General features: G+C 74.1%; 24 protein-coding genes. 11 read left to right on the plus strand and 13 right to left on the minus strand.

All coding sequences use genetic code 11. From position 1 onward, the window contains the following. Nucleotides 1–4: 4 nt before the first annotated feature. The gene (locus tag ACQP60_RS07095; protein WP_429729860.1) at nucleotides 5–664 is read left to right on the plus strand and encodes a GNAT family N-acetyltransferase; all 660 of its coding nucleotides are present in this window, start codon (nucleotides 5–7) and stop codon (nucleotides 662–664) included. 26 nt (nucleotides 665–690) lie between these two features. On the opposite strand, the gene ACQP60_RS07100 is transcribed toward ACQP60_RS07095, so the two are convergent. From ACQP60_RS07100 to ACQP60_RS07115, 4 genes are all read right to left on the minus strand, one after another. Continuing rightward, nucleotides 691–1053: a DUF2200 domain-containing protein gene (locus ACQP60_RS07100; protein WP_429729863.1), complete on the minus strand. Its 363-nt coding sequence runs from the start codon at nucleotides 1051–1053 to the stop codon at nucleotides 691–693. A gap of 39 nt (nucleotides 1054–1092) precedes the next feature. After that, nucleotides 1093–1707 carry a DUF6580 family putative transport protein gene (locus ACQP60_RS07105; RefSeq protein WP_429729866.1) on the minus strand — a complete coding sequence of 205 codons (615 nt, stop codon included), beginning with the start codon at nucleotides 1705–1707 and terminating at the stop codon, nucleotides 1093–1095. Continuing rightward, complete coding sequence (locus tag ACQP60_RS07110; RefSeq protein ID WP_429729869.1) at nucleotides 1704–2159, minus strand: DUF4430 domain-containing protein; 456 nt, start codon at nucleotides 2157–2159, stop codon at nucleotides 1704–1706. Before ACQP60_RS07110 ends, ACQP60_RS07105 begins: the two co-directional genes overlap by 4 nt. 81 nt (nucleotides 2160–2240) lie before the next feature. Beyond that, entirely contained in the window at nucleotides 2241–4367 is a 2127-nt protein-coding gene (locus ACQP60_RS07115; RefSeq protein ID WP_429729872.1) for a DNA gyrase/topoisomerase IV subunit B, read from the minus strand. Between the two features lie 136 nt (nucleotides 4368–4503). Here ACQP60_RS07115 and ACQP60_RS07120 point away from each other — a divergent pair, with 136 nt between their 5' ends. Further along, nucleotides 4504–4719: a DUF7455 domain-containing protein gene (locus ACQP60_RS07120; protein WP_429729875.1), complete on the plus strand. Its 216-nt coding sequence runs from the start codon at nucleotides 4504–4506 to the stop codon at nucleotides 4717–4719. 81 nt (nucleotides 4720–4800) lie between these two features. Here ACQP60_RS07120 and ACQP60_RS07125 read toward each other — a convergent pair whose 3' ends face one another. Further along, nucleotides 4801–6396 carry a SpoIID/LytB domain-containing protein gene (locus ACQP60_RS07125; RefSeq protein WP_429729877.1) on the minus strand — a complete coding sequence of 532 codons (1596 nt, stop codon included), beginning with the start codon at nucleotides 6394–6396 and terminating at the stop codon, nucleotides 4801–4803. A 132-nt stretch (nucleotides 6397–6528) separates the two neighbouring features. Here ACQP60_RS07125 and ACQP60_RS07130 point away from each other — a divergent pair, with 132 nt between their 5' ends. Continuing rightward, on the plus strand, nucleotides 6529–8001 hold the full coding sequence (locus ACQP60_RS07130) for an FAD-binding oxidoreductase (protein ID WP_429729880.1): 1473 nt from the start codon (nucleotides 6529–6531) through the stop codon (nucleotides 7999–8001). Between the two features lie 75 nt (nucleotides 8002–8076). On the opposite strand, the gene ACQP60_RS07135 is transcribed toward ACQP60_RS07130, so the two are convergent. The 3 genes from ACQP60_RS07135 to ACQP60_RS07145 all read right to left on the minus strand — a co-directional run bounded on the left by ACQP60_RS07135 (nucleotide 8077) and on the right by ACQP60_RS07145 (nucleotide 11920). After that, nucleotides 8077–9708 carry an RNA polymerase sigma factor gene (locus ACQP60_RS07135; protein WP_429729883.1) on the minus strand — a complete coding sequence of 544 codons (1632 nt, stop codon included), beginning with the start codon at nucleotides 9706–9708 and terminating at the stop codon, nucleotides 8077–8079. Between the two features lie 332 nt (nucleotides 9709–10040). Next, the gene (locus ACQP60_RS07140; RefSeq protein WP_429729886.1) at nucleotides 10041–10397 is read right to left on the minus strand and encodes a universal stress protein; all 357 of its coding nucleotides are present in this window, start codon (nucleotides 10395–10397) and stop codon (nucleotides 10041–10043) included. After that, on the minus strand, nucleotides 10373–11920 hold the full coding sequence (locus ACQP60_RS07145; protein WP_429729888.1) for a DUF4192 family protein: 1548 nt from the start codon (nucleotides 11918–11920) through the stop codon (nucleotides 10373–10375). Before ACQP60_RS07145 ends, ACQP60_RS07140 begins: the two co-directional genes overlap by 25 nt. Before the next feature lie 170 nt (nucleotides 11921–12090). Between ACQP60_RS07145 and ACQP60_RS07150 the strand changes: the two genes are divergently transcribed. Then, complete coding sequence (locus ACQP60_RS07150) at nucleotides 12091–12729, plus strand: hypothetical protein (protein ID WP_429729891.1); 639 nt, start codon at nucleotides 12091–12093, stop codon at nucleotides 12727–12729. Between the two features lie 49 nt (nucleotides 12730–12778). Then, nucleotides 12779–13885, plus strand: a complete 1107-nt coding sequence (locus tag ACQP60_RS07155) for a polyprenyl synthetase family protein (protein WP_429729894.1) — start codon at nucleotides 12779–12781, stop codon at nucleotides 13883–13885. 58 nt (nucleotides 13886–13943) lie between these two features. On the opposite strand, the gene ACQP60_RS07160 is transcribed toward ACQP60_RS07155, so the two are convergent. Beyond that, complete coding sequence (locus ACQP60_RS07160) at nucleotides 13944–14375, minus strand: Rv2175c family DNA-binding protein (protein WP_429729897.1); 432 nt, start codon at nucleotides 14373–14375, stop codon at nucleotides 13944–13946. Between the two features lie 48 nt (nucleotides 14376–14423). Here ACQP60_RS07160 and pknB point away from each other — a divergent pair, with 48 nt between their 5' ends. Continuing rightward, the gene (gene pknB, locus ACQP60_RS07165; protein ID WP_429729899.1) at nucleotides 14424–16430 is read left to right on the plus strand and encodes a Stk1 family PASTA domain-containing Ser/Thr kinase; all 2007 of its coding nucleotides are present in this window, start codon (nucleotides 14424–14426) and stop codon (nucleotides 16428–16430) included. Between the two features lie 15 nt (nucleotides 16431–16445). On the opposite strand, the gene ACQP60_RS07170 is transcribed toward pknB, so the two are convergent. Both ACQP60_RS07170 and ACQP60_RS07175 read right to left on the minus strand, forming a co-directional pair. Continuing rightward, on the minus strand, nucleotides 16446–17810 hold the full coding sequence (locus ACQP60_RS07170; RefSeq protein WP_429729902.1) for a class II 3-deoxy-7-phosphoheptulonate synthase: 1365 nt from the start codon (nucleotides 17808–17810) through the stop codon (nucleotides 16446–16448). A gap of 44 nt (nucleotides 17811–17854) precedes the next feature. Beyond that, nucleotides 17855–19081 carry a pyrophosphate--fructose-6-phosphate 1-phosphotransferase gene (locus ACQP60_RS07175; RefSeq protein WP_429729905.1) on the minus strand — a complete coding sequence of 409 codons (1227 nt, stop codon included), beginning with the start codon at nucleotides 19079–19081 and terminating at the stop codon, nucleotides 17855–17857. Between the two features lie 169 nt (nucleotides 19082–19250). Here ACQP60_RS07175 and ACQP60_RS07180 point away from each other — a divergent pair, with 169 nt between their 5' ends. After that, nucleotides 19251–19895: a GNAT family N-acetyltransferase gene (locus ACQP60_RS07180; protein ID WP_429729908.1), complete on the plus strand. Its 645-nt coding sequence runs from the start codon at nucleotides 19251–19253 to the stop codon at nucleotides 19893–19895. Between the two features lie 21 nt (nucleotides 19896–19916). Here the strand turns inward: ACQP60_RS07180 and ACQP60_RS07185 are convergent, their stop codons facing one another. After that, nucleotides 19917–20639, minus strand: a complete 723-nt coding sequence (locus ACQP60_RS07185; protein ID WP_429729911.1) for a lysophospholipid acyltransferase family protein — start codon at nucleotides 20637–20639, stop codon at nucleotides 19917–19919. A gap of 116 nt (nucleotides 20640–20755) precedes the next feature. Between ACQP60_RS07185 and ACQP60_RS07190 the strand changes: the two genes are divergently transcribed. After that, on the plus strand, nucleotides 20756–21310 hold the full coding sequence (locus ACQP60_RS07190; RefSeq protein ID WP_429729914.1) for a hypothetical protein: 555 nt from the start codon (nucleotides 20756–20758) through the stop codon (nucleotides 21308–21310). Between the two features lie 61 nt (nucleotides 21311–21371). Here the strand turns inward: ACQP60_RS07190 and ACQP60_RS07195 are convergent, their stop codons facing one another. Further along, on the minus strand, nucleotides 21372–22316 hold the full coding sequence (locus ACQP60_RS07195; protein WP_429729917.1) for an ROK family glucokinase: 945 nt from the start codon (nucleotides 22314–22316) through the stop codon (nucleotides 21372–21374). Nucleotides 22317–22604: 288 nt separating this feature from the next. Here ACQP60_RS07195 and ACQP60_RS07200 point away from each other — a divergent pair, with 288 nt between their 5' ends. From ACQP60_RS07200 to ACQP60_RS07210, 3 genes are all read left to right on the plus strand, one after another. Continuing rightward, a complete protein-coding gene (locus ACQP60_RS07200; protein ID WP_429729920.1) occupies nucleotides 22605–24416 on the plus strand; it encodes an AMP-dependent synthetase/ligase in 1812 nt (603 codons plus the stop codon). A gap of 119 nt (nucleotides 24417–24535) precedes the next feature. Beyond that, nucleotides 24536–26356, plus strand: coding sequence for a DEDD exonuclease domain-containing protein (locus tag ACQP60_RS07205; protein ID WP_429729923.1), 1821 nt, complete (start codon nucleotides 24536–24538; stop codon nucleotides 26354–26356). After that, nucleotides 26350–26631 (plus strand): Lrp/AsnC family transcriptional regulator, encoded by a 282-nt coding sequence (locus ACQP60_RS07210; RefSeq protein ID WP_344250490.1) that lies wholly within the window; start codon nucleotides 26350–26352, stop codon nucleotides 26629–26631. Before ACQP60_RS07205 ends, ACQP60_RS07210 begins: the two co-directional genes overlap by 7 nt. Nucleotides 26632–26634 lie beyond the last annotated feature (3 nt).

The following is a 26634-nucleotide window of genomic DNA, read 5'->3' on the forward strand; positions in this document are numbered from 1 at the left end:
GACCATGAGCACGCCGCAGACCGGGCACGACACCGTGTCCACGCAGGCCCGCCCGGCCATCTCGGTGGACCGGTACCGGCCCACCGACCGCGACACCCTCTACGAGGTGTGTCTGCGCACGGGCGACTCCGGCGGGGACGCCACGGGGCTGTACGCCGACGGCGACCTGCTCGGTCACGTCTACCTCGGCGCGTACCTGGAGCTGGAGTCGGAGCTGGCGCGCGTCCTGCGCCGGGCGGACGGTACCGCCGTCGGGTACTGCGTGGCCACGTCGAGCACCGCGGACTTCGAGCGCCGCTGCGAGGAGAGCTGGTGGCCTGCGCTCCGGGCGCGCTACGCCGCTCCCGCCGAGGACGACGACTCGCCGGACGCACGGCTGCTCCGCATGATCCACGCCCCGTCGCGCACCGCGGCGCCCTGGCTGGACGCGTACCCCGCGCACCTCCACGTCGACCTGCTGCCCGAGGCGCAGGGCGGCGGCCGCGGCCGCCGCGTGCTCGAGGCCGTGCTCGACGCCGTCGCCGCCACCGGCGCGCCCGGCATCCACCTCGGCGTCGGCGGGCGCAACGTCCGCGCCATCGGGTTCTACGAGCACCTGGGCTTCCGCACGGTGGAGCACCACCCGTGGGGGCTCACGATGGGCCTTCGCCTGCCACGGCGTTGACGGCGGGGCGCCACGTGGCGGCCTCGCTAGGCCGCCGCGCTCCCCCGCAGGATCGACGTCATCTTCTTGCCCTTGGCGACCTCGTCCACGAGCTTGTCCATCCACCGGATCTGCTGCATGAGCGGGTCGTCGATGTCCTCGACGCGCACGCCGCAGATCACGCCGGTGATGAGCGAGGCGTTCGGGTTCATCGCCGGGGCCTGGGCGAAGAACGTCTCGAGGTCCACCTCGTCGGCGACCGCCGTCTTGAGGCCGGCGTCGTCGTAGCCGGTGAGCCACGTCAGCACGCGGTCGAGGTCGTCCGTGCTGCGCTCCTTGCGCTCCACCTTCTGCACGTACAGCGGGTACACGCTGGCGAAGGGCATGCGCCGGATCCGGTCGGCAGGCATCGGTCGCCTCCTGTCGTGGCGGTCGGTTCTGCCTCGAGGCTACCGCGCGACGACGGCGCCGCGGGCCGCCACGGAGGCCCGCTCCAGCCGGCTCACGAGCGCGACGAGCCCGGCGGCGAGCGGCACGAGCACCAGGTTGCCCAGCAGCATCGGGCGCAGGAACGGCAGCCCGGCGACGTAGCTGGCCAGCAGGCCGTCGATGCCCGCGGGGTAGAACGTGCCCCGGCCCACCCACCACACGCCGGCGTTGGTCCACAGGTAGAAGAAGAGCGAGCTGCCGACGCCGAAGCCCAGCGCGGCGACCAGGCGGCCGGTGGTGCCCCGCGTCCGACCGGCCCACCACGCGCCGACGCCGATCGCGGCCCAGGCGGTCCAGGTGAACACGAGCACCGACGAGTTGCCGAGCAGCACGTCGCTCAGCGCGACCACGACCAGCGGGGCGAGCATCGCGACCCGGTCGCGGAGCAGCCCGGCAGCGGCGAACGCCGCCGCCGTCGAGAGCTCCAGGTTCGGCGGCGCGCCCAGGTCGGTCTTCACCAGCCGCCAGACGACGGCGCCCGCGACGAGCAGCACCGCCAGCGCGGGGCGCCACCAGCGGTGCACCAGCTCGCGGGCGGTGAGCGGGGTGTCCAGGCGGGACGTCGTGGCCGTCACTTCTCGATCTCCTCGAGCTTCCAGGTGATGGTCTGCCCGTCCTTGGTCTCCAGCGACCCCGCGCCGACCGTGGCCATCTCGTCGTCGACGTACAGCCCCCAGAACTCGGTCGCCGGGTCGGCCTCACGGCCGCGGATCGCGGTGACGAAGGCGTTCTCGCCCTCGCCCTGCACCTGAGCGTCCGGGTCGTGCTGCTCGAGCAGCTCGAGCGCCGTCTTCCCGTCCTCGCCCTGGTAGGAGAACGTGCTGAGGTTCTCCGCGACCTGCTGCGTCGGGTCGACCGAGGCGCTGGCCGCTGCCGAGGAGCCGGAGTCGGGCGCGGGATCGCCGGAGCACCCGGCGAGCAGGGCCGTCGCCAGCGCGGTCGCCGGGAGCAGCGCCAGCAGGCGGGACGATGCCGGACGAGTTGCCGGACGCGTCGCCGGACGAGAGGTCGAGCCAGGGATCTTCACGGCCAGAGGGTACCCACCACCGGCTGGCACCCGCCGCTCGGGCCGCCATGCGGACGGACCCGGACGGCGAGCCGCACCAGGTCAGGCGTCGATGCGGGACTGGTCGAGCGTGCTCGCCCCGGCGACGATGAACTCCTTGCGGGGTGCGACGTCGCTGCCCATGAGCAGCTCGAAGACGCGCTCCGCGGCCTCGGCCCCCTCGACCGTGACCCGGCGCAGCGTGCGGTGCCGCGGGTCCATGGTGGTCTCGGCGAGCTGGTCGGCGTCCATCTCCCCCAGACCCTTGTACCGCTGGATGTCCTCCTTGTACCGGCGCCCGGCCCGGTCCAGCTTCTTCAGCGTGGCGGTGAGCTCGGCCTCGGAGTACGTGTACACGTACTCGTTCTTGCGCCGTCCGCTGCCCAGCACCTCCACGCGGTGCAGCGGCGGGACGGCGGCGAACACGCGGCCCGCCTCGAGCATCGGCCGCATGTACCGGTAGAAGAGGGTGAGCAGGAGGGTGCGGATGTGCGCGCCGTCGACGTCGGCGTCCGTCATCAGCACGACCTTGCCGTAGCGGGCCGCGTCCAGGTCGAACGACCGCCCGGAGCCCGCACCGAGCACCTGGATGATGGCGGCGCACTCCGCGTTGCGGAGCATGTCGCTGATCGACGCCTTCTGGACGTTGAGGATCTTGCCGCGGATCGGCAGCAACGCCTGGAAGTCGCTCGAGCGGGCCAGCTTGGCCGTGCCGAGGGCGCTGTCGCCCTCGACGATGAACAGCTCGCTGCGGTTCACGTCGTCGCTGCGGCAGTCCGCGAGCTTCGCCGGCAGGGACGACGCCTCGAGCGCGTTCTTGCGCCGGGAGATCTCCTTCTGCTTGCGGGCCGTGACGCGGGCGCGCATCTCGGCGACGACCTTCTCGAGCAGCAGGGCCGCCTGCGCCTTCTCGTCGCGCTTGGACGACGTGAGCAGGGCGCCCAGCTCCTTCTCGACGACGCGGGAGACGATCGCGCGCACCGGTGCGGTGCCGAGCACCTCCTTCGTCTGCCCCTCGAACTGCGGCTCGGCGAGCCGGACCGTGACGACCGCCGTGAGTCCGGCGAGGACGTCGTCCTTCTCGATGCGCTCCGCCGCGTCCTTCGTGGAGACCTTCAGGCGGCGCGCGTTCGCCTCGATCTGCTTGCGGACGGTCTTGAGCAGGCCCTGCTCGAACCCGGACAGGTGGGAGCCTCCCTTGGGCGTCGCGATGATGTTGACGAAGGTGCGGACCTCGGTGTCGTACCCGCCGCCCCACCGCAGGGCGACGTCCACCTCGCAGTCGCGCTGCACCTCCTGCGGCGACATGTGCCCGCGGGAGTCCAGCACCGGCACCGTCTCGGTGAAGTGGCCGCTGCCCTTGAGCTGCCACGTCGACGTCACGGGGGCGTCGGGCGCGAGGAACTCGACGAAGTCGACCGCGCCGCCGTCGTGCTGGAACACCTCCTCGTGCGGGCCGGTCTCGCCCGGGGTGCCCGGCAGCCCGCGCTCGTCGCGCACCGTGAGCTTCAGGCCGGGCACGAGGAACGTCGTCTGGCGGGCGCGCGTGACCAGCTCGTCGTAGCTGAACACCGCCGTCTTGGGGAACACCTGGCGGTCGGCCCAGTAGCGGACGCGCGTGCCGGTGACGCCGCGCTTCGTCTTCCCGACGACCGCGAGCTCGGACCCGGACACGAACGGCTCGAACGGGGAGTCGGGCGACGGGCCGGTGGCCGGGTCGGTGAAGACCCCCGGCTCGCCGCGGTGGAACGTCATCCGGTGGGTCTTGCCGCCCAGGTCCACCTCGACGTCGAGGCGCGCCGAGAGCGCGTTCACCACGGAGGCGCCCACGCCGTGCAGACCGCCCGACGCCGTGTACGAGCCACCGCCGAACTTGCCGCCCGCGTGCAGCTTCGTGAAGACGACCTCCACGCCCGTCAGCCCGGTCTTCGGCTCGACGTCGACCGGGATGCCGCGGCCGTCGTCCTCGACCGTGACCGACGAGTCGGCGTGCAGCACCACGCGGATGTTCGTCGCGTGCCCACCGAGGGCCTCGTCGACGGAGTTGTCGATGATCTCCCACAGGCAGTGCATCAGGCCGCGCGAGTCCGTCGACCCGATGTACATGCCGGGGCGCTTGCGGACGGCCTCGAGGCCCTCGAGGACGGTGAGGTGGCGCGCGGTGTACCCGGACTCGGAGGTGGCAGTCACGGGAACGAGGGTAGACGACCGAACAGGTGTTCCCGTGCGCTCCACGCCGTCGGACTGTGCTCCACGCCGCTATGCCCGGAGCGAACCCGGCCCGGGTCCGGGATGCTCCGGCCCACCGGTCTGGTTGGATGGTCATGTGAGCACCACGACGACCGAACCGACCCAGCCGCTGACCGCCGCCGACCGCTGCGACCGCTGCGGCGCCCAGGCGTACGTGCGAGTGGTCCTGCCTGTCGGAGAGCTCCTCTTCTGCGGGCACCACGCACGCGCGCACGCGGACGCCTACCAGGGTGTCGCCGTCCACGTCCAGGACGAGACGGACCGGCTCCACGAGGAGCACGGGGCGCGCTGACCCGCCCGGAAAGACCAACCACGAGAGCCCCGCACCCCGGTGCGGGGCTCTCGTGCGTCCGTGCTCCGTCGGGGGCGGGGCTCAACTGGGGCGGCCGGAGAGCGCGCCGACCCACGACCCCCGCACTCCGAGGGTGGTGCGCCACCCGTCCGCCGTCTTGGTCCGCGACGCCTTCTTCCCCGTCGCCGAGGTGGCCGTGAGGGTCTTGACCTGCCCGCTGGACCACCGTGATGTCACCGTGATCGAGCGCACCGACGACAGCCCGAAGATCGACCGGGCCTTGGCCTGCGTGACCGAGTCGCTCCAGGTCAGGTACGGGTTACCGGGCGCGTTCGCCGAGTACGTGTCCTGCACGTGCTTGAGGTAGGGCAGCGCCGTCGTGCCGAAGACCTCCGCGTTGGTCGCCGTGCCGCGGCGGCCGCCCGCGCTGCCGGTGGACGCGAAGTACGGGGTCTCGGCGAAGCCCCCGTCGGCGTCGCGCAGCACCGTCACGGTCCCGGCCTGCGCCTGCACCGTCGCGTCCACCGCCGCGACCCAGGTCGAGCCCCAGCTGCCACCCTGCTTCCTCCAGCCGGTGTAGTGCTGGGAGCGGGTGTCGTCGTACACGTGGCACCCGCAGGTGGACTTGAGCCCCTTGACCTTCTCGACGATCGCGTAGTTGCGGGCCGCGACCGCCTGCGCCTGCAGGGCCGCCGCCCCGCGGTTGGACGTCGCACCCCAGCCGGAGGGCATCTCGTCCAGGCCGTAGAGGTACTCGGTGTTGATGATCACCTCGTTGACGACGTTCGGCCGGTTCGACCGCTTGGTCACCACCAGGCGCCCGTTGCGGTACGTGCCCTGGGCGCCCGCGACCGTCGCCACCGCCTTCGTCCCCGTGGGCTGGTAGTACCGGGTGCCGGACCACTCGAAGGTGAGGCTGGAGCGAGCGGTCACGCTCCGTATCGTGGTGCCGCCCTTGGTCACCTTCGCGGTGACCCCGGCGGACGTCACGCCCACCGTGACCGTCGACGCGGCGTCGCCGCTCGCCACCACCGTGTTCGCGCCGTCCTTGAGCCGCCAGGCGCCGGATCCGACCGCCAGCACCGTGCTGGTCCGGCTGTCCGACGGTGGCCCCAGGACCTGCACGTCGAGGGTGGTCCGCGGGTCGTTCGCCGTCGAGACCGTGGCGCCCGGGTAGTAGTAGCCCAGGATCTGCGCCGCCGTGCGGCCGGAGCGCGCCTGCTGGTACGCCCCCCACTGCGCCAGCCCGACGCCGTGCCCGGACCCCGACCCCGAGATCGCGAACCGCACCGGCACGACGAGTACCGTGAGGGTCCCGCTCGTGGCGTGACTGGTCCGGAAGCGGTAGCTCGTCGTGGCGGTGGGCTTCACCGTGGTCGACGCGCGTCCCTTCGTACCCGTCCGCACGGTACGCACCTTGACCCACGAGCTGCCTTTCTTGCGCTGCAGGGTCACCGTCGCGCCCCTCACGGGCTTGCCGGCCTTGAGGTAGCGCACCGAGAGCGTCTTGCCCGTGGCCGCCGTCGTCGTGCCCGCCCCCGACGCCGTCAGGGACCAGGTCGCCGCCTGCGCCGGCGGCGCGACGAGCACCGACCCGACCCCGAGCGTCAGGGCGACGACGAGGGCGAGCAGCGCGAGGATCCGGGGCCGCCTCATCGAGGCCGTGGTCGGGAGCACGCGCACACCCTCCCACACCGGCACCGTCGAGGGGAACGCGCAGAGTTCACCCGGGCCCCGGGCACCCGTCCGTCACCGCCGGACCACGTGCGGCTCCCTCTCCTGCGGCACCACCCACCGAAGGAGAGCCCGATGTCCAGCACTGCCCCCACCGCCGCGACGCTCGACGACCCGAGCGACCGGCACCTCATCACGATGGCCGGCACCGTGGGCCACGAGCTGCGGTCCGGCCTGGCCGGCACCGTCCATCTCCCGGGAGAGCCCGCCTATGACGCCGCGCTCGGCGGTTTCAACCTCGCGCTCGCGCACCGGCCTGCGCTCGTCGTGCTCGCCCGGACGCCCGAGGACGTCGCCCGGACGGTACGGACGGCGGCCGCCCACGGCCTCGGCGTCGGCGTCCGCTCCACCGGCCACAGCGCCGCCCCGACCGGCCCCGCCGACGTCCTGCTCGACGTGTCGGCCCTGGCCGGCCTGGAGCTCGACCCCGGGGCACGTACCGCCACCGTAGGACCGGGGACGGCGTGGCGCGACGTCCTGGACGCCGGCGCCCCGCACGGGCTCGGAGGCCTGTGCGGCTCCTCGCCGCACGTCGGGGTGGTGGGCTACACCGTCGGCGGAGGCCTGGGGCCGCTCGCGCGGACGTTCGGCTTCGCCGCCGATCACGTCCGTTCTCTCGACGTCGTCACCCCCGACGGCGCCCTCGTCACCGCGTCGCCCACCCGCAACGAGGACCTGTTCTGGGCGCTGCGGGGCGGCGGCGGAGCCTTCGGGGTCGTCACGTCGATGACGTTCGACCTGTTCCCGCTGCGCGCGGTGCACGGCGGCACGCTGTGGTTCGACGCCGCCGACGCCGCCGCCGTGCTGCACCGCTGGCGGGAGCTGGTGGGCGACCTGCCGGAGTCCGTCTCCACGTCCGTCGCGCGTCTCAACCTGCCGCCGCTGCCCGACCTCCCCGAGCCGCTGCGCGGCCGCGCCGTCCTCGTCGTCCGGTACGTGCGGCACCTCGGCGACGACGGCACCAGTACCGGTGCGGCGGACGGCCTGCTCGACGAGCTGCGGGCGCTCGCGCGCCCGATCCTCGACACCGTGGGCGAGCTGCCCTACGCACGGATCGGCGAGATCCACGCCGACCCGGAGGACCCGATGCCGTTCGTCGAGCGGGGCGGGCAGCTGCGCGAGCTGACCTCCGACGCCGTCGACGCCTTCCTTGCCGCCGTGCCCCCGACATCGCCCGTGATGATGGCCGAGATCCGACTCCTGGGTGGCGCGGTACGACGGCCCGCCGTCGTGCCGAACGCCGTCGCCGGCCGCGACGCCGCCTGCACCCTGTTCGTGGGCTCCCTGGGCGCGCCCGTGGGGCCGCCGGACGCCGCGGCGCACGTGCAAGCCGTACACGACGCGATGCGTCCGTGGAGCACCGGCGGGTCGCTGCTCAACTTCGCAGGGCCGCGCGACGCCGTCTCGGCGCAGCTGCTGCGCACCGCGTTCGGCGCGGGCACGTACGAGCGCCTGGTGTCGATGCGCCGACGGCTCGACCCGCTGGGCGTGCTGGCGCCGTCGTCCCGCTGGTCCGTCGTCCAGGGCGCCCCCGACGTCGCCGACTGACCCCGGGACGACGAAGGGCCCCGGTGCCGGCCGAGGAATCGACCGGCACCGGGGCCCTTCGTGTGCTTCGCGAGATCAGTCCAGGTAGTCGCGCAGCACCTGGGACCGGCTCGGGTGCCGAAGCTTGGACATCGTCTTGGACTCGATCTGACGGATCCGCTCGCGGGTGACGCCGTAGACCTTGCCGATCTCGTCCAGCGTCTTGGGCTGGCCGTCCTGCAGGCCGAACCGCATGGAGACGACGCCCGCCTCACGCTCCGAGAGGGTGTCGAGCACCTGGTGCAGCTGCTCCTGCAGCAGCGTGAAGCTCACGGCGTCCGCCGGGACGACCGCCTCGGAGTCCTCGATGAGGTCACCGAACTCGCTGTCGCCGTCCTCGCCCAGCGGGGTGTGCAGCGAGATGGGCTCGCGGCCGTACTTCTGGACCTCGACCACCTTCTCGGGGGTCATGTCCAGCTCCTTGGCCAGCTCCTCCGGGGTGGGCTCGCGGCCCAGGTCCTGGAGCATCTGCCGCTGCACGCGGGCCAGCTTGTTGATGACCTCGACCATGTGCACCGGGATGCGGATGGTGCGGGCCTGGTCGGCCATGGCACGCGTGATCGCCTGCCGGATCCACCAGGTGGCGTACGTCGAGAACTTGTAGCCCTTGGTGTAGTCGAACTTCTCGACGGCGCGGATCAGACCGAGGTTGCCCTCCTGGATCAGGTCCAGGAACAGCATGCCGCGGCCGGTGTAGCGCTTGGCGAGGGAGACGACGAGGCGCAGGTTCGCCTCGAGCAGGTGGTTCTTGGCGCGCTTGCCGTCGTGGGCGATCCACCGCAGGTCGCGGTACATCTTGCGCTCCTCGGCGCTCGCCTTCGTCTTGTCGAAGGTGGCGTAGTCCTTGGACAGGCGCTCCTCGGCGAACAGGCCGGCCTCGATGCGCTTCGCGAGCTCGACCTCCTGCTCGGCGTTCAGCAGCGCGACCTTGCCGATCTGCTTGAGGTAGTCCTTGACGGGGTCGGCGGTCGCACCCGCCGTGACGACCTGCTGGGCGGGCTGGTCGTCGTCGTCGGTGTCCGAGACGACGAAGCCGGTCTCCTCGTCCTCGCCCTTGCCGTCCTTGGCGGCGCCGGGCTTCCCGCCCTTGGTGGCGCTCTGCTCGGCGGGGTCGTTCTCCGGCTCGTCGTCGACGTCGGTCACGTCGTCGAGCTCGACGTCCTCGACGTCCTCGGGGGCGGGCTCGTCCTTCGACGCCGCCTTGCGACCGCGCGTCGGCTTGGCGCCCTTGGTCGCGGTCTTCGTCCCCGCCGCCTTGGTCGTGGCGCCCTTCGTCGCGCTCTTCGCGCCGGTCCCCTTGGTCGAGGTCGCCTCGGCCGGCTCGTCGTCGGTCGACGCGGACTTCACGGCGGAGGCCGCCACCGTGGACGTCTTCACGGCGCCGGCGGACCGGGTCGACGGCGCCTTCGCGCGGGCGGTCGTGCTCCGGCTCGCGCTGGCCGCGGCCACCTTGGTGGCCGTGGGCACGCCGATCTCGACGCCCGCGGTCGCGAAGGCGCGCAGGACCGCCTTCAGACGCTTGGGGTCCGCCACCGCAGCGTTCTCGCAGGCAGCGCGGAAGCTCTCGGCGTCGACCCGACCGTCGGCGGTGCCTCGGGCGAGCAGCCCCTGCAGGGCAGGGTGCTCGAACTCTCGGGGAAGTGCAGGGTTCTGCGCAGTGGACGCCACAAACCGACCTTTCGGCATTCGAGGGGACGGTGCATCGCCGTCAAGGCCTCCGACTCGGACTGTCGTGGCTCAGGCGGACACCTCTATTGTACCGGCGACATCCGCGACGGAAGGGCACCACGGGCTCCTGCGCCCAGTCCCGTACCCACGTCGTCCGTTCCCCGGTGCTGGCTCAACGCACGGGACGCCGCGAAGATTCCCGGCCGCACGGGCGGAACCGCGGGCGAAACTCCGCGCGGAGCCGCGCCACGGGGGTCCCCCGCTCGCCGCGCAGGCCCGCACCGGGACGGTCGCGAGCGTCACACCACGCGGCGCACGGGGCGCGCGTGTCGTCACGGTTTGACCGCCAGGACCGGGCACGGTGCCTCCAGCAGGATGCGCTGCGCACCCGACCCGAGGATCAGCTTGCCCACCGGGCTGCGGCGGCGCAGGCCGACGACGATGAGCTCGGCGTGCGCCTCCTGCGCCGTGCGGACGAGGTCGTCCGCGAGGTCGCCGGTACCGCCCACCACGGAGTAGGTGAGCCCGGACGCGGACAGGTCGTCCTCGACCGCCTGCCTCTCGGGCCCGCCGTCGTCCCGGGTGACGACGACCGTGAGCGGGACCGACCGCTCGTGCGCCTCGCGCTTCGCTGCGGCGAGTGCCGCCTGTCCCTCGGCCGTGCTCAGGAGTCCGACGACGATCGCCATGGGGGCACGCTACCCGACGGTGGGCCCGGCCACACCGGCCACCCCTCCCGTGCAGCGCCACCAGCCGAGACTTCAGCACCGACCTCCGCTGCGGCCCCCGCACCGACCTCCGCACCGCACGCGACGGGACCGCGGCCCGCGCCCACCCACCCGGGCGGCACGGCGGCCTCGAGCACGCCGGCGACGAGCGCCGCCAGACGATAGGACGGGTCCTGCCCCGCCGACTCGCGCACGCGCCGTGCCGCCAGCCACCCGTCGCCGCGCCACCACGCCAGGAAGCCCAGCAGCGCCAGGGGCGGGGCGTGCCACCGCCGGGGCGCGCCCGCCACCACCTGCTCCAGCACGAGCCGTGCCGCGTCGGCCGACGCGCCGTCGGGCGGCACCCCGACCCGCGGGTCCACCACCCGGGCGATCGCCCGCGCCGTGGCCGCCTCGACGTCGCGGGCGGCGGCGTCACCTCCCACTCCCGCCGTGCGGTCGGCCGTCTCCCGAGCGCCCGGCACCAGCGACAGCAGCACGGCGTCGCGGACCCGGACGTCCGCGAGCGCCACGGCCAGGCGACCGAGCCGCGCCGGGGGCAGCTCGACGTCGGCGGCCCCGGTCGTGCGCAGCTCCGTCGCCGCCTGGCGCACCAGGTCGCACCAGACGCCGTACGCCTCGGCCCTCCAGCGGCCGGGCGCGTCACCGACGGATCGCCCGGCCGTCCGCCGAGCCCGTCCCCTTGCCGCACCGCGAGCCGCCTCGGCGGACGCGTCCCGGGCGGACCCGGCGACCGCGTCACGGGAAGAGGCACGAGACGGGACGCCGGACTCGTCGCCGGACAGGTCTGGTGGCACGTCGTGCGCCGCCGCACGGGACCGCTCCGCGCGCCCGGCCGCCTTGGCGACGCGGTCCCGCACGCCCGGCGACAGCGGGCGGATCCGGTGCGCCTCCTGCTCCGAGTCCGCGATGGCCCGGCCGGCGAGCACGAACGCCGCGCCCACCTCGCCGTGCTCCAGCTCGCTCGCGGGGCGCCCCCGCGCCGGGCAGCACGCCGGGTCCACGCAGTCGAGACCCCGGTAGCCGTCCGGGCCGACCAGCCAGGCCTCGACGTCGACGGTCGGAGCGAGCAGCTCTTCGAGCGCCGCGGCCACGGCCAGCCCGCGGGGCCGTACCAGGTCGGGTGGGGCCGCCGTGTAGACCACGACGAGCGCCAGGCGGGCACCCGCACGGGCGGCCGCCCGTGCGACGACGACCAGCGCGCCCTTCGCCCCGTCCGTCCCGTCGTGCGTCGCGCCGCCGCTGTGACCCCCACCGACGGCCGCGCTCCCGGGGGGATCGCCGAGGTCAGGCAGGGGCGTGCGCGCGACGAGACCCACCCGCCCCTCTCCCGTGACCGCGACGACGACCACGCACTCCCGCGGTCGGAACCCCAGCAGGTACGGGACGGCGGCGAGCAGGTCCCGGGACGAGCGGAGCACGAGCGGGGTGTCGAAGGCGAGGCCGGGTTCCCCGGCGCGGTCGGTGGCGTAAGCGGCGTCCATGGGTCGATCCCAGACCACGGCGACGGCTCCCGGGGTCGCCGCACGGCGCCATGTGGACGGCTCCACACTGGGGGCAGGCTCTACGGCCTGCGGCGCCGTGCCTCGTCCGACGCCCCCCCCTTGTCCGGCCCCGTACGGCCCCGGTCACGCGGGCCGCTACGGTAGGCGCCGTGTCCTCGCTCCCCCGTCGTCCGCGCCGCGCGGTCCGGTCGCGCCCCGCGCCCGCGGCAGCGGCTCGTGGCGCGGGCGCCGCAGCGCTCACCGCGGTGCTCGCGCTGTCCGGGTGCGGCCTGCTCGGCAGCTCCGGCACCCCCGGCGACGACGTCGCCGCGACCGGCCAGGACGGCTCGGGGGTCGGGGTGCGCGGGACCACCGGGGCCCCCACCGCCGAGCCGGCGCCGGACGACGCGTCCGCCCTGCCCACGTTCGACCCGGACACCGCCGTCGGCGGGTATGCCGACGGGTTCCCCGAGAAGCTGCTCGGGGCTCCCGAGGACGCCGCGGTGCTCGCCAGCTCGGCGACCCCGCGCAAGGACGGCCTCACGGACGTCACCCTCAACCTCAGCACGCCGCGCAGCACGCAGGAGGTCATCGACCAGCTCGCGAAGCGGCTGCGCGAGGCAGGGTTCGAGGAGTCCGGGTCGGCGAGCTTCTCCGGCCTCACCGCCCAGACCACGTTCGGCCGGGAGAGCACCCCGAAGGGGAAGAAGAAGGACGCGGGACCGGTCGTGGAGTCCGTCACCCTCGGCGTGCTCGACGACGGCGAGCGCCGCCTCGTGACGGTCAGCGGTTCGGTCGTCGCCGGCTGACGGACCCCGCCCCGTCGGGACCGCACGGCCGGGCCCTTAGGCTGTCGGCATGCCCACCGCCGCGTCGCTGGTCGACCTCGAGAACCTCCGCACCGACGTCGACCGCAGGGTCGAGGAGCACCTCGACGCGCTCACCCGGGAGGTCGCCGCCATCGGCGCCCCGGCGACCGCGCTCACCGACCAGGCCGCCGTCCTGCTGCGCGGCGGCAAGCGGCTGCGCGCCGCCTTCTGCTACTGGTCCTACCGCGCCCACGGCGGCGCCGCGGCAGGCCCCGAGCGGGACGCGGTGGTCCGGGCCGGCGCGGCGCTCGAGCTGTTCCAGGCCGCCGCCCTGCTGCACGACGACGTCATGGACGCGTCGGACACGCGGCGCGGCGAGCCCACCGCGCACCGCGCCTTCGAGGCCCGGCACTCCGGGGCGGGCTGGTCCGGCTCGGCCGAGAGATTCGGCACGGCCGCCGCGATCCTGCTCGGCGACCTGTGCCTCGTGGCGTGCCAGCGCGAGTTCGCGGCCGCGGTGGCGGACCTCCCCGCCGAGCGCGCGTCGGCGGCCCGCGCGCTGTTCGACGCGATGCAGACCGAGGTCGTCGTGGGTCAGTACCTCGACGTCCTCGTGCAGGCCGAGCCCTGGGGCCTGGACCCCGCCGCCGACGAGGAGCGCGCCCGCGGCGTGCTGCGCGCCAAGTCGGCGCGCTACTCGGTGGAGCGCCCGCTCGTCCTCGGCGCGGTCCTCGCGGGGGCGTCGGGCGCGCGTGTGACAGCGGTCTCCGACGCGGGCCTGCCGCTCGGCGAGGCGTTCCAGCTCCGCGACGACGTCCTCGGCGTGTTCGGCGACCCGTCCGTGACGGGCAAGCCCGCCGGCGACGACCTGCGCGAGGGCAAGCGCACCGTCCTGATGGCCCGCACGCTCGCCGCCGTGGGCCCGGCCGACCGCGACCTCGTCGTCGCCCGCCTCGGCGACCCGACCCTGGACGCGGCCACCGTCGAGCGGCTGCGCGGTGTCATCGCCGGGTCGGGTGCGCTCGACGGCGTCGAGACCCTCATCGGCACGCTCGCGGACGACGCGCTCTCCGCGCTCTCCGCGGCCGAGCTCGCCGCACCCGGCCGCGAGGTCCTCCTGGACCTGGCGCGGGCCGCCGTCGACCGGGCGGCCTGACCCTCGGACCGGCCCTCCCCCGGCACCCCGACAGCACTCCGACAGCAGGGACCTGGCGTCAGAGCAGCGCCTGGGCCACCCGTCGGACCTCGGCACGACGACCGGCGCGCAGCTCCCCGATCGGGGTGGCGCCGATCGACGGCTCGACCTCGAACAACCAGCGCAGGATGGCGGCGTCGTCCAGCCCGACGTCCGAGAGCACCAGCACGGTGCCGCGCAGGGTGTGCAGCACGTGGGGCGCCCCGTCGTCGGTCACGAGGAACGCGGCAGGGACCTGGAACGTGTTCCGCTCGCCCCGCTTGACGCCGACGAGGGTCCGCTCGGACACCAGGCCGCGCACCTTGCTCACCTCGGTGCCGAGCACCTCCGCCACGTCCGGCAGCGTGAGCCACTCGTCCACGAGGGACTCCAGGGCGGTACGGTCGTCGACGCTCTCGCCGGTGCTGCCAGGGGTGGGGGCGCCGGGCTCCGGCGCGGTGGTGTCGTTCACCGGGCCAGCCTACGGGCCTGCCGAACCAGGCGCCCCTACACTCGTCGCGTGGCCATCACGACGACCGACCCGATGCTCGGCCGCCTGGTCGACGGGCGGTACGAGATCGTCGCGCGCGTCGCCCGCGGGGGCATGGCCACCGTGTACCGGGCCACCGACCGCCGCCTCGACCGCGAGGTCGCGATCAAGGTCATGCACCCGCACCTCGCGGACGGCGTCGACGGCGCCGCGTTCGTGTCCCGGTTCCGCCGGGAGGCGCGCGCCGCCGCCCGCCTCACCCACCCCGGCGTCGTCGCGGTCTACGACCAGGGCGTCGACGGCGACACCAGCTACCTCGCCATGGAGTACGTGCCGGGCACCAACCTGCGGCGCGAGCTGCACTCCGCCGGGGCGCTCACCCTGGGCCGCGCGCTCGACGTCGTCGCGCAGGTGCTCGCCGCCCTCGCCGCCGCGCACCGCAAGGGGCTGGTGCACCGGGACGTCAAGCCGGAGAACGTGCTCGTCGTCGGCGACGACATCGACACGGGCACACGGGTCAAGGTCGCCGACTTCGGCCTCGCCCGCGCCGTCACCGAGGTGACCACCACCGCGACCGGCACGGTGCTGGGCACGGTCGCGTACCTGGCGCCCGAGGTGATCACCAGCGGCACCTGCGACGCCCGCACCGACGTCTACGCGGTCGGCGTCCTCGTGTACGAGCTGGTCACCGGGACCCTGCCCTACGCGGGCGAGACGCCGATCCAGGTGGCCTTCCACCACGTGCACGAGGACCTGCCCGCACCGTCGGCGCTCGTGGACTGGCTGCCCGCCGAGGTCGACGAGCTCGTCGCGTCGTTCGCCGCGCGGGACGCGCGGCGGCGTCCTGCCGACGCGGGCGAGGCCCTCGCGGCCGTCACCGCGCTGCGCGCGGCGCTCGACGCCGACGTGCTCGACCGCCGCGCGGAGCGACCGGCCGACGTCGCCGGCGCCGACCCCGCCGGGCCGGACGCCCAGCACGACCCCGGCGACGCCGTGCTGGACGACGAGGACGACGCGCGCACGGCGACGGACGCGGTCGACGAGATCCCGACGGCGTTCTTCCAGGAGGTGTCCGCGAGCGCACCGGCGCAGCCCACGGACCGGCTCGTCGAGCAGCCCACGGAGGCGTACCGGCGTCCCTCCCGCCGTCGTCGCGCGGTCGCGTGGACCCTCACCCTGGTGCTCGTGCTCGCCGGCGGCGGGCTGGGCTCGTGGTGGTGGTTCGCCGACGGCCCCGGCGCGTGGACCTCGGTGCCGACCGGGGTGGCCGGGGTGACGGTCGACGACGCCCGCACCGCCCTGGAGGGCGCGGGACTCGACACGACGACGAGCCGGGCGTTCGACGACGACGTCCCCGAGGGCTCGGTCGTGACGACCGTGCCCGCTCCCGGCGACCGCGTGCGCAAGGACGGCTCGGTGGAGCTGGTGGTGTCCCGCGGCGTCCAGATGCTCACGGTGCCCGACGACCTCGTCGGCGCCGACGAGAAGGACGCCACCGCCGCGCTGGAGGACGCCGGCTTCACCGTCGGCGACCCCGCCCGGTCGTACGACGACGAGGCCGGGCGCGGCGAGGTGCTGGACGTGTCGGTCGACGAGGGCTCGCGCCAGCGGCACGACACGGTCGTGACGCTCACGGTCTCCGACGGCCCGGCCCCGGTGCAGGTGCCGCAGCAGGTGGGCAGGGAGAAGGACGCGGCCGTCGCCGACCTCGAGGGCCTCGGTCTCGTCGTCGAGCTGGCCGACCCGGAGTACTCCGAGGACGTCCCGAAGGGGCACGTGCTGGCGCAGGACCCGAAGGAGGGGACGACCGCGCACCGCACGGACACCGTCACGCTGACGGTCTCGCAGGGCCCGCCCCTGGTGAAGGTGCCGAACGTCGTGGGCAAGCACACCGAGCAGGCCCGCAAGACGCTGGAGAAGGCGGGCTTCCAGGTCAAGGAGAACGCCTACCTGGGCGGCATCCTGGACACCGTCCGCTTCCAGGACACGACCGGCGAGGCCCCGAAGGGCAGCACCGTCACCCTCACCGTCTGGTGAGCCGCCGCGGCGTGCTCACCAGCTCGTGAGCATCTCCGCCACGCGGAACGCCATCTCGAGCGACTGCTGGTGGTTGAGGCGCGGGTCGACGAGCGTCTCGTACCGCAGGGCGAGCCCGGCGTCGTCGATCTCCTCGCTGCCGCCGAGCACCTCGGTGACGTCGTCGCCGGTGAGCTCCATGTGCAGGCCGCCGGGCACGGTGCCCAGCGCGCGGTGCACCTCGAAGAAGCCGGTGACCTCGTCGAGCACGTCCGAGAACCGGCGCGTCTTGTAGCCGCTGTCGGAGGTGATCGTGTTCCCGTGCATGGGGTCGGTGACCCACGTGACGGCGACGCCCGCGGCCGTCACCTTCTCGACCACCTCGGGCAGCACGTCACGGACCTTGCCGGCGCCCATCCGGCTGACGAACGTCAGCCGGCCCGGCGTGTTGCCGGGATTGAGCCGCGCCGCGAGCGCGAGCGCGTCGTCGGGCGACGTCGTCGGGCCGAGCTTGACCCCGATCGGGTTGGCGACCCGCGAGAGGAACTCGACGTGCGCTCCGTCGAGCTGGCGGGTGCGCTCCCCGATCCACAGGAAGTGGGCCGACGTCGCGTACGCCTCGCCGCTCCGGGCGTCGACCCGGGTGAGGGCCCGCTCGTAGTCGAGGATGAGCGCCTCGTGGCTGAGGTAGAACTCCACGGAGCGCAGGGCGTCGAAGTCCGCCCCGCAGGCCTCCATGAAGCGGATCGCGCGGTCGATCTCCGCCGCCGTGCGCTCGTACCGCGCGTAGGCGGGGTTGCGCATGAACCCGCGGTTCCACTCGTGCACCCGGCGCAGGTCGGCGTGGCCGCCCTGCGTGAAGGCCCGCACCACGTTCGCCGTCGCCGACGAGATCCGGTACGCCTGCTCGAGGCGCACCGGGTCGGGCGTGCGGGACTCGGGGGTGAACTCGTGCCCGTTGACCATGTCGCCGCGGTAGGCGGGCAGCGTCACACCGTCACGCGTCTCGACGTCCGACGAGCGCGGCTTGGCGTACTGCCCCGCGAGCCGGCCCATCTTCACCACGGGCGTGCTCGCGCCGTGCGTGAGCACCACCGCCATCTGCAGGATGGTCCGCATCTTGTTGCGGATGCGGGTGGCGTTCGCGTCGGCGAACGTCTCCGCGCAGTCCCCGCCCTGGAGCAGGAACGCCTCGCCGCGGCCCGCCGCGGCGAGACGTTCCGTGAGCAGCCGGGCCTCGGCCGGCACCACGAGCGGTGCGGCCTGGGAGAGCCGGCCCGCCACCGCCGCGAGCGCCGCGGCGTCCGGCCACACGGGCTGCTGGCGCGCCTCGAGGGTCCGGAACCTGTCCAGTCCCTCGGGATCGCTCCCGGGCACCACGGTGTCGACGGCGGTGGTCATGCGGGCTGCTCCTGCCTACGGATCGGTGCTCGGCGGGTGGCGCGTCAGTGCGCGGCGGGCTTCGCAGGCACCAGCGGCTGGCCGATGCCCTCGAGGATCTCGCCGAACCACGGCTGGCTGACGTCGAACGCCTTGCCGCCGGCGATGCGCGGGAACGCGATCGCCTTGAGGCGGTCGCCGTCCTCCTCGTCGTGGCCGATGACGCCGGGCTCGCCGCGCAGCGCGCACTCGACGGCCAGGTCGGTCATCGACTTGATGAGGCGCAGGTCCTCGGGGTTCGCGGCCGCGGCGCGCGAGTAGTAGCCCGACTTCTGGACCATCACCTTCTCGGCGCCCAGCTTCTCGGCGAACTGCTTCGCGAACCACTGGCCCGGGTTGATCGTGTCGAGCTTGACGTGCCCGAACGGGTCGCGCGGCACCTCCTCGCCGGCGGCCTCGAGCTGCTCGACGATCTCGTTCATGCCCGCGCCCTCGGACAGGAAGATGTTGACGTTGCCGATCTCGTCCATGACGGCGCGCAGGCGGGCGGCCTCCGCGTCGATGTCGATCTCGAGCTCGGGCAGGAACACCGCGTGCACGTCCCAGCGCTCGCGCGTGAGGCCGAGGGCGGGCGCCCACTCCTGGCCGTCGAGCCACGTGCGGTACTCCTTGGCCGCGGCGGCGGTGAGCCAGCCGCAGTGGCGACCCATGACCTCGTGCACGATGAGCATGCGCGGGCCGGAGCGGTGCTCGCCGATCACGTTGGCGGCGAAGCCCGCGGCCTCCTCGGCCGCCGTCCAGGCACCCAGGGACTGCTTGATGGGCACCACGTCGTTGTCGATCGTCTTCGGCAGGCCGACGACGGTGAGCTCGTAGCCGTTGTCGTGCAGGTACGCGGCGAGGTCCGCGGCCGTGGTGTTCGTGTCGTCGCCGCCGATGGTGTGCAGCACGTCCACGCCGTCGGCCTTGAGCTGCTCGGCCGCGACCTCCAGCGGGTTCTGACCCTCCTGGACCAGGCCGCGCTTGACGCAGTCCGCGGCGTTGGTGAGCTTGACGCGCGAGTTGCCGATGGGCGAGCCGCCGAAGCGGTGCAGGATGCCGGCCTGCTTGCGGCCCTCCTCGTCGACCACGATCTTCGTGCCCGTGAGGAGCCCGTGGTAGCCGTACTGGTAGGCGATGATCTCGATCGACGGGTCGAGCTCGGTGTAACGCTCGATGAGGCCGCCGACGGCGGAGGACAGGCAGGGCGCGAAGCCGCCGGCGGTCAGGAGAGCCACGCGACGAACCGACATGACAGGGGCTACCTCTCGGTGGGGGACGGGAGCCCTCCCATCCTAGGAGCACCTCCCCGGGCACGGCCCCGGCCGTCCGGCGGGCGAACGTGCCGTGCGCGGCGGCGCCCGGGCGTGCGATGATGTCGGGCGAGCCTCCCCGCCGTCCGGCGCCGGGAGGCTCTTGCGTATGACGACACAGCGATCGACGACACCGGCGCTCCCCGACCCGGTCGCCCGCCTCGCGGGGACCCCTGTCCGCGTCCGTCGTGCCACGCCGGCGGACCGCGCCCTGCTCGAACGGCTGTGGCTGCTGTTCCGCCACGACATGTCCGCCGTCTCGGGCGAGCTCCCCGGACCCGACGGCCGGTTCCGCGACGACCGCCTCCACGCCGCCCTCGGTGAGATCGACCGCGACACCGACCGCGACCCGGCGGGGAGGCGGACGGACTCCGCTCCCCCGGCCTGGCGTGGCTACCTCGCGACGGTCGCCGACGGCACCGAGCGGACGGGCGAGCGGGCGGGCGAGCGACCCGTGGCGTTCGCCCTGGTCCGGGGACTCGACGCACCGACCCTCGTGCTGTCCGCGTTCTTCGTGGTGCGCGCGGCCCGGCAGCACGGCATCGGGCGCGACGTCGCCGCCGCGGTGCTGCGCGACGTCCCGGGCCCGTGGGAGATCGCGTTCCAGGACGCCAACGCCGCCGCGGCGGCGTTCTGGCCGCGCGTCGCGGCAGACGTCGCGGGCGACCGCTGGGCGATCGCCCACCGCCCGGTGCCCGGACGACCCGAGGTGCCGCCGGACGCGTGGCTGAGCCTCACCGTGGCCTCAGCGTGAGCCGGGTGGCGGGGTCACCGGTCAGGAGTCGGCGGAGGGCTCCTCCGGCGGCTGGTGCTGCGCCGCCGCCGCGAGGCGCGCCTTCATCGTTGCCGCGTACACGTCGACGTACTCCTGCTCCGACAGCCGCAGGATCGCGTACATGATCTCGTCGGTCACGGAGCGCAGCACGAAGCGGTCGCCCTCCATCCCGCGGTAGCGGCTGAAGTCGAGGGGCTCGCCGAAGACCATGCCGATCGGCATCGGCTTGGGGATCGACCTGCCGAGCGGCTGCGCGACGTCGGTGCCCACCATCGCGACCGGGATCACGGGGGCGCCGGACTCGAGGGCCAGCCGCGCGACGCCGGTCTTGCCGCGGTACAGCCGGCCGTCGGGGCTGCGCGTGCCCTCGGGGTAGATGCCGAACAGGTCGCCGTCGTTCAGCACCCGCAGCCCCGTGTTCAGCGCGGCCTCGCTGGCCTTCCCGCCCGAGCGGTCCACCGGGATCGTCCCGACGCCGCGCATGAAGCCGGCCACGAGGCGCCCACGCACGCCGCCGCCGGTGAAGTAGTCCGACTTGCCCAGGAACTGGACCTGGCGGTCGAGGACGAGCGGCAGCACGAACGAGTCGATGACGGCGAGATGGTTGCTCGCGAGGATCGCCGGACCGGAGGTCGGGACGTTCTCGACGCCCTTCGTCCAGGGGCGGAACGCCAGCCGGAGCCACGGCCCCACCAGCACGTTCTTCATCACCCAGTAGAACAACTGTCCTCCTCGCCCAGTCTCGGCAGCCACCGGTCAGCGGACCGCCGTCGACGGGCCGTGGCGCCGGCGGACGGACCGCCGACGCGTTGCTTCGCCCACGACAATAGAGTGAACCCATGCCCGCACCGAACCCGGACGCCGAACCGGACCTGCCGGACGACGACCTGCCCGACGACGCCGTCGAGGCCCGCTGGGCCGACATCGTCGCGCAGCTGGGGCCGCTCGACGAGCGCGCCGACGCCGAGGGCGCGGACGAGCCGGCGGGCGACACCGGGGTCGGCACCGCGGGCGGCACCCGGACCGGGCAGGCGGCCGACCCGCGCGACGACTCCGTACCGCCCGGGCGGGTGGTGATCCCCGGTCCCCGCGACTGGCCCGTCACGCCCGACATCGAGGAGCTCGAAGAGACGGAGTCTCATTTTACGCCGCCGGAGCCGGAGCCGGTCCTGTCCCACGACCCGCTCCTCACCCTCGCGTGGGCGGTGGTCGTCGGGGTCCCGGTGCTCGTCGTGCTCGGCGTCGTGCTGCGCGCCGCCGTCCCGGCCCTGCGCATCCCGGGCTGGTCCGGCCCGGTGGCCGGCGTCCTGTTCCTCGTCGCGCTGGGCGTCCTCCTCTGGCGGATGCCGCACCGCCGCGACCCGGACGACCACGGCACGGGCGCCGTCGTCTGACCCGCCCGGGCCGACCTGCCGGACCGACCTGCCCAGCCCGGGCGGAACCCGCGGCCCCGGGTCAGCGCCGGGCGAGGTCCGCGGCGCCGATGATGCCCGCCTCGTTGCCGTGCTCGGCGAGCTCGATCTGCGCGACCGGGCGGTGCCCGAGAGCCGAGAGCTGGGCCTCGTAGGCCTTGCGCACGGGCAGGAGCAGCAGGTCGCCGGCCGCGCCGACGCCGCCGCCGATGACGATGAGCTCGGGGTCCAGGAGCGCGGCGACGGACGCCGAGCCCTCGCCGATCCACCGGCCCAGCGTCGCCAGCAGCTCGACCGAGAGCTCGTCGCCCTCCTGCGCCGCCTGCGTGACGTGCGGCCCCTCGAGCGCTGACACGTCGCCGCCCGCGAGCTCGACCAGGCGCGCCGCCCGCTCCGGCTGGGCGATCATGGCCTGCTTCGCGTCGCGCACCAGGGCCGTGCCGGACGCGTACTGCTCCCAGCAGCCCTCGTGCCCGCAGCCGCAGTAGTGGCCGCCGGGGACGACGCGCATGTGGCCGACCTCGGCCGCGACGCCCCACTTGCCGCGCACCAGCTCACGGTCCACGACGATCGCGCCGCCGAGCCCGGTGCCGACCGTCAGCATGAGCATGTCGGTGGCCTCACGCGCGGCCCCGAAGCGGAACTCCGCCCACCCGGCGGCGTTCGCGTCGTTCTCGACGACCACGGGGACGTCGATCTCCAGCAGGGACTCGATCCGCTCGGCCAGCGGGTACTCGCGCCAGGCGATGTTCGGGGCGAAGAGCACGGACCGCCGGTCCGGGCTCACGAAGCCCGCCGCGGCGAGGCCGATCGCGCCGATCTCGTGCTCCTTGGCCAGCTCGGTGCACGCGTCCGCGATCGCCCGGTCGATGGAGGCGACGTCGTCGGCGACCGTCTCGCGCCGCACCTTCGCGAGGATCGTGCCCGCCTCGTCCACCACACCCACGGCAATCTTCGTGCCGCCGATGTCGACTCCGATGGCGTGCATGCAGGAACCTCGCGTTCATGTGTCGGGACGCCGCGTCCGCACGGCGCATCACCCGGTCGCCGTCGCGGCGCGGGGGCGCGCGGTGCGCGCAGGGACCAGACTAGCCACCGCGACCGGAGGGTGCGACGCTCGTCCATCACCGGGCCGTCGCCCGGGCGGCGCCGTGGCGTCCACGACGGCCACGGACCGTCACCGAACCGTGTCCTGGACCACTCGTGAGACCCGGTATCGTGGCGGCCGGGGAACGTACCCCGGGCCAATGCACTGAGCATGGACGATGGAGTCAGCATGGACGAGATCACCATTCCGCAGGCGGTCGAGCTGCCTGCCACGTCGAACCTCAACGACCTCCTCGCCACCCGCGTGGCGAGCGACCCGCGCGCCACGCTCGCCGAGCGTCCCTCCGGCGACGGCTGGCAGCCGGTCTCGGCCGCACAGTTCGACGCCGAGGTGGTGGCCGTCGCCAAGGGGCTCGTCGCCAAGGGCGTGCAGCCCGGCGACCCCGTCGGGATCATGTCGCACACCCGCTACGAGTGGACCCTCCTGGACTTCGCCGCCTGGGCCGCCGGCGCGGTGCCCGTGCCGATCTACGAGACGTCGTCGGCCGAGCAGGTGGAGTGGATCCTCACCGACTCCGGCATCACGCTGCTCGTCGTCGAGGACTCGGGCCTCGCCGCCACCGTCGCGGAGGTCTCCGACCGCGCCCCGGCGCTGCGCGAGGTCCTCGAGATCGAGGACGGCGCGATCGCCAAGCTCACGGCCGCGGGAGCCGACGTCGCCGACGACGAGATCGCCCGGCGCCGCGGGATCGCGGGCCTCGCCGACGTCGCGACGATCATCTACACCTCCGGCACGACCGGCACCCCGAAGGGTGCCGAGATCACCCACGGCAACCTCGCCCTGCTCGGCGTGAACGCCGTCGCCGCCGTCCCCGAGGTCTTCAAGGACGGCGGGCGCACGCTGCTGTTCCTCCCCCTGGCGCACGTGTTCGCGCGCTACATCGAGATCCTCGCGATCGCGAGCGGCACGGTGCTCGGGCACTGGGCGGACCTCAAGACGGTCACCGCCGGGCTGGAGGCGTTCCGGCCCACCTACATCCTGGCGGTGCCGCGCGTCTTCGAGAAGGTGTACAACGCGGCGGAGCAGAAGGCCGCCGCCGGCGGCAAGCTGAAGATCTTCCACTGGGCGGCCGCGACCGGCATCGCCTACTCGCGCGCGCTCGACACGCCGTCGGGCCCGTCGCTGTGGCTGCGCCTGCAGCACAAGGTCGCCGACGCGCTCGTGTTCTCCAAGCTGCGCGCCGTGCTCGGCGGGCAGGCCCAGTACGCCGTGTCCGGCGGCGGCCCCCTCGGCGAGCGGCTCGGCCACTTCTTCCGTGGGCTCGGCGTCACGATCCTCGAGGGCTACGGGCTCACCGAGACCACCGCCCCGACCAGCGTGAACCGCCCCGACGCCATCAAGATCGGCTCGGTCGGGCCGCAGCTGCCCGGCTGCGGGGTCCGGATCGCCCCTGACGGTGAGGTGCTGCTGCGCGGCATCCAGGTATTCCGCGGCTACCACAACAACCCGGAGGCGACCGCCGAGGCGTTCGACGACGGCTGGTTCCGCAGCGGCGACCTCGGCAAGCTCGACGACGACGGGTTCCTCACGATCACGGGCCGCAAGAAGGAGATCATCGTGACGGCAGGCGGCAAGAACGTCGCGCCGGCGATGCTCGAGGACCGGATCCGGGCGCACGCCCTGGTGAGCCAGTGCGTCGTCGTCGGCGACAACCGCCCGTTCATCGGCGCGCTGATCACGCTCGACGCCGAGGGGCTGCCCGGCTGGCTGAAGATGCACGACAAGCCCGAGCTGACGCCCGCGCAGGCGGCGACCGACCCGGACGTGCTGGCCGCGCTCGACGCCGCCGTGACCCGCGCCAACCAGGCGGTGTCGAAGGCCGAGTCGATCCGCAAGTTCGCCGTCCTGCCGGGCGACCTCACGGTCGAGAACGGCTACCTCACCCCCAAGCAGAGCGTGCGCCGGCACGTCTTCGTCAAGGACTTCGCCGCCGAGATCGACGAGCTGTACGTCGACACCCGGCAGAAGTCCGCGAGCTGACCCCGGAACCACCCGCACGACCGCCCTCGAGCCCGCCGAGACCCCCGTCCCGGCGGGCTCGTGGCCGTCCAAGCGGCCCGACCGCGCCCCCTGTCGGAGGCCGCCGCTACGGTCCGGGCATGCCGAGCAGCACCCCACCCCCGACCGGCGCCACCGCGCCGCCGACCGCGCTCCAGCCCTCCTTCGAGGACCTCGGCACCCCCCTGCGTGACGTCACGTTCGTCGTGGTCGACCTCGAGACCACCGGCGGGCGCGCGGCCGACGGGGGCATCACGGAGATCGGCGCGGTCAAGGTCCGGGGCGGAGAGGTGCTCGGCGAGCTGCAGTCGCTCGTGAACCCGGGTCACCCGGTGCCGGCCTTCGTCGCCCGGCTCACGGGCATCACCACCTCCATGGTCGCCACCGCTCCCCCGGTCGAGCTCGTCCTGCCGAGCTTCCTGGAGTTCGCCCGCGACGCCGTGCTCGTGGCGCACAACGCGCCGTTCGACGTCGGCTTCCTGCGGGCCGCCTGCGACCGGCTCGGGTACGACTGGCCGGGGTTCCGGGTGGTGGACACCGTGCCCCTCGCTCGCCGGGTGGTCACCCGCGACGAGGCGCCGAACCACAAGCTGTCCACCCTGGCCGCGCTCTTCCGGGCGCGGGTCACGCCCGAGCACCGGGCGCTCGCCGACGCGCGGGCGACGGTCGACGTGCTGCACGCCCTCCTGGAACGCCTGGCGCCCCTGGGCATCACCCACCTCGAGGACCTGGCGGGCGCCGCCGACCCCGTGCCCCCGGACGTGCGCCGCAAGCGGACCCTGGCCGACGGTCTGCCCGAGGCCCCGGGCGTGTACCTGTTCCGCGGGCCCGGGGACGAGGTGCTGTACGTGGGCACGTCGACGAACCTCCGCAAGCGGGTGCGCTCGTACTTCACGGCCGCGGAGAAGCGCGGGCGGATCACGGAGATGGTGCGGATCGCGCACGCCGTCACCCCCGTCGTCTGCGCGACGCCGCTCGAGGCGCAGGTGCGCGAGCTGCGCCTCATCGCCGAGCACGCCCCGCGGTACAACCGGCGCTCCAAGCATCCCGAGCGCCAGTCGTGGGTGCGCCTCACGGACGAGGCCTACCCTCGGCTGTCGGTGGTGCGCGACGTCCGTGCCGGGACCCCGCACATCGGCCCGTTCACCTCCCGGCAGGCCGCGCTGGCCGCCGTCGAGGCGGTCCACGACGCCCTGCCGCTGCGGCAGTGCACGGCGCGGCTGCCGCGCGTCGCACGCACCGCGGGCAGCCCGTGCGCCCTCGCGGGGATGGGGCGCTGCTCCGCGCCGTGCACGGCCACCGGCACGGCGGACGACGGGTACGACGCGGTCGCCGACGCGGCGCGCACCGCGCTCACGTCCGATCCCTCGGCCGTCGTCGACGCCCTCGCCGCGAGGGTGGGGCGGCTCGCGGCCCAGGAGCGCTTCGAGGAGGCGGGGACGGTCACCCACCGGCTGAGGGCGTTCGTCCAGGGCGCGGCCCGCGCCCAGCGGCTGGACCCCGTGGCGCGGTGCGCCGAGCTCGTCGCCGCGCGACCCACCGTCGCGGGCGGTTGGGAGCTCGTCGTGGTGAAGCACGCGCGGCTCGCGGCGACCGCCGTGACCGGCCCCGACGAGGATCCACTCCCCGTGGTCGACGCGCTGCGCGCGACGGCGGAGTCCGTCGACCCGCCCGTGGCGCCCGCTCCCGCGTGCCATCCCGAGGAGGCGGCCCTCGTGCTGGCCTGGCTGGACGAGCCAGGAGTGCGGCTGGTGCACGTGAGCGACCCCTGGGCGTGCCCGGTGCGCTCCGCCGCCGCGCACGCCGACCTCGGCGCGGTCGCCTCGACCGTCTCGCGCCTCTGGGCAGGATCGGGTGCGCACGACGAGACCGCCGGGCACGTCGCGGACCCGGCGCCGGTGGCTACGATGACGGCATGCTGACCGCCATCGTGCTCATCGACACCGAGGCCGACCAGATCCCCGAGGTCGCCACCCAGGTCACCGACCTCAAGGGTGTCAGCGAGGTCTACTCCGTCACCGGCAAGGCCGACCTGGTCGCCATGGTGCGCGTGCGCGAGCACGAGGAGCTCGCCGACGTCATCGCCGACGGGATCAGCAAGGTCCCCGGGGTGGTGCGCACGGAGACGCTCATCGCGTTCCGCACCTACTCGCACGTGGACCTCGAGCAGGCGTTCGCGCTAGGCCTCGACGACTGACGA

Origin of the sequence: Isoptericola variabilis (assembly GCF_050311655.1) — a bacterium.
Classification (GTDB): domain Bacteria; phylum Actinomycetota; class Actinomycetes; order Actinomycetales; family Cellulomonadaceae; genus Isoptericola; species Isoptericola variabilis.

Excerpts from the sequence above, each read along its gene's own strand:
- ACQP60_RS07095 (WP_429729860.1), top strand. The coding sequence starts at position 5 with ATGAGCACGCCGCAGACCGGGCACGACACCGTGTCCACGCAGGCCCGC.
- ACQP60_RS07100 (WP_429729863.1), bottom strand. The coding sequence starts at position 1,053 with ATGCCTGCCGACCGGATCCGGCGCATGCCCTTCGCCAGCGTGTACCCG.
- ACQP60_RS07130 (WP_429729880.1), top strand. The coding sequence starts at position 6,529 with ATGTCCAGCACTGCCCCCACCGCCGCGACGCTCGACGACCCGAGCGAC.
- ACQP60_RS07140 (WP_429729886.1), bottom strand. The coding sequence starts at position 10,397 with ATGGCGATCGTCGTCGGACTCCTGAGCACGGCCGAGGGACAGGCGGCA.
- ACQP60_RS07145 (WP_429729888.1), bottom strand. The coding sequence starts at position 11,920 with ATGGACGCCGCTTACGCCACCGACCGCGCCGGGGAACCCGGCCTCGCC.
- ACQP60_RS07155 (WP_429729894.1), top strand. The coding sequence starts at position 12,779 with ATGCCCACCGCCGCGTCGCTGGTCGACCTCGAGAACCTCCGCACCGAC.
- ACQP60_RS07170 (WP_429729902.1), bottom strand. The coding sequence starts at position 17,810 with ATGACCACCGCCGTCGACACCGTGGTGCCCGGGAGCGATCCCGAGGGA.
- ACQP60_RS07175 (WP_429729905.1), bottom strand. The coding sequence starts at position 19,081 with ATGTCGGTTCGTCGCGTGGCTCTCCTGACCGCCGGCGGCTTCGCGCCC.
- ACQP60_RS07180 (WP_429729908.1), top strand. The coding sequence starts at position 19,251 with ATGACGACACAGCGATCGACGACACCGGCGCTCCCCGACCCGGTCGCC.
- ACQP60_RS07190 (WP_429729914.1), top strand. The coding sequence starts at position 20,756 with ATGCCCGCACCGAACCCGGACGCCGAACCGGACCTGCCGGACGACGAC.
- ACQP60_RS07195 (WP_429729917.1), bottom strand. The coding sequence starts at position 22,316 with ATGCACGCCATCGGAGTCGACATCGGCGGCACGAAGATTGCCGTGGGT.
- ACQP60_RS07200 (WP_429729920.1), top strand. The coding sequence starts at position 22,605 with ATGGACGAGATCACCATTCCGCAGGCGGTCGAGCTGCCTGCCACGTCG.
- ACQP60_RS07205 (WP_429729923.1), top strand. The coding sequence starts at position 24,536 with ATGCCGAGCAGCACCCCACCCCCGACCGGCGCCACCGCGCCGCCGACC.
- ACQP60_RS07210 (WP_344250490.1), top strand. The coding sequence starts at position 26,350 with ATGCTGACCGCCATCGTGCTCATCGACACCGAGGCCGACCAGATCCCC.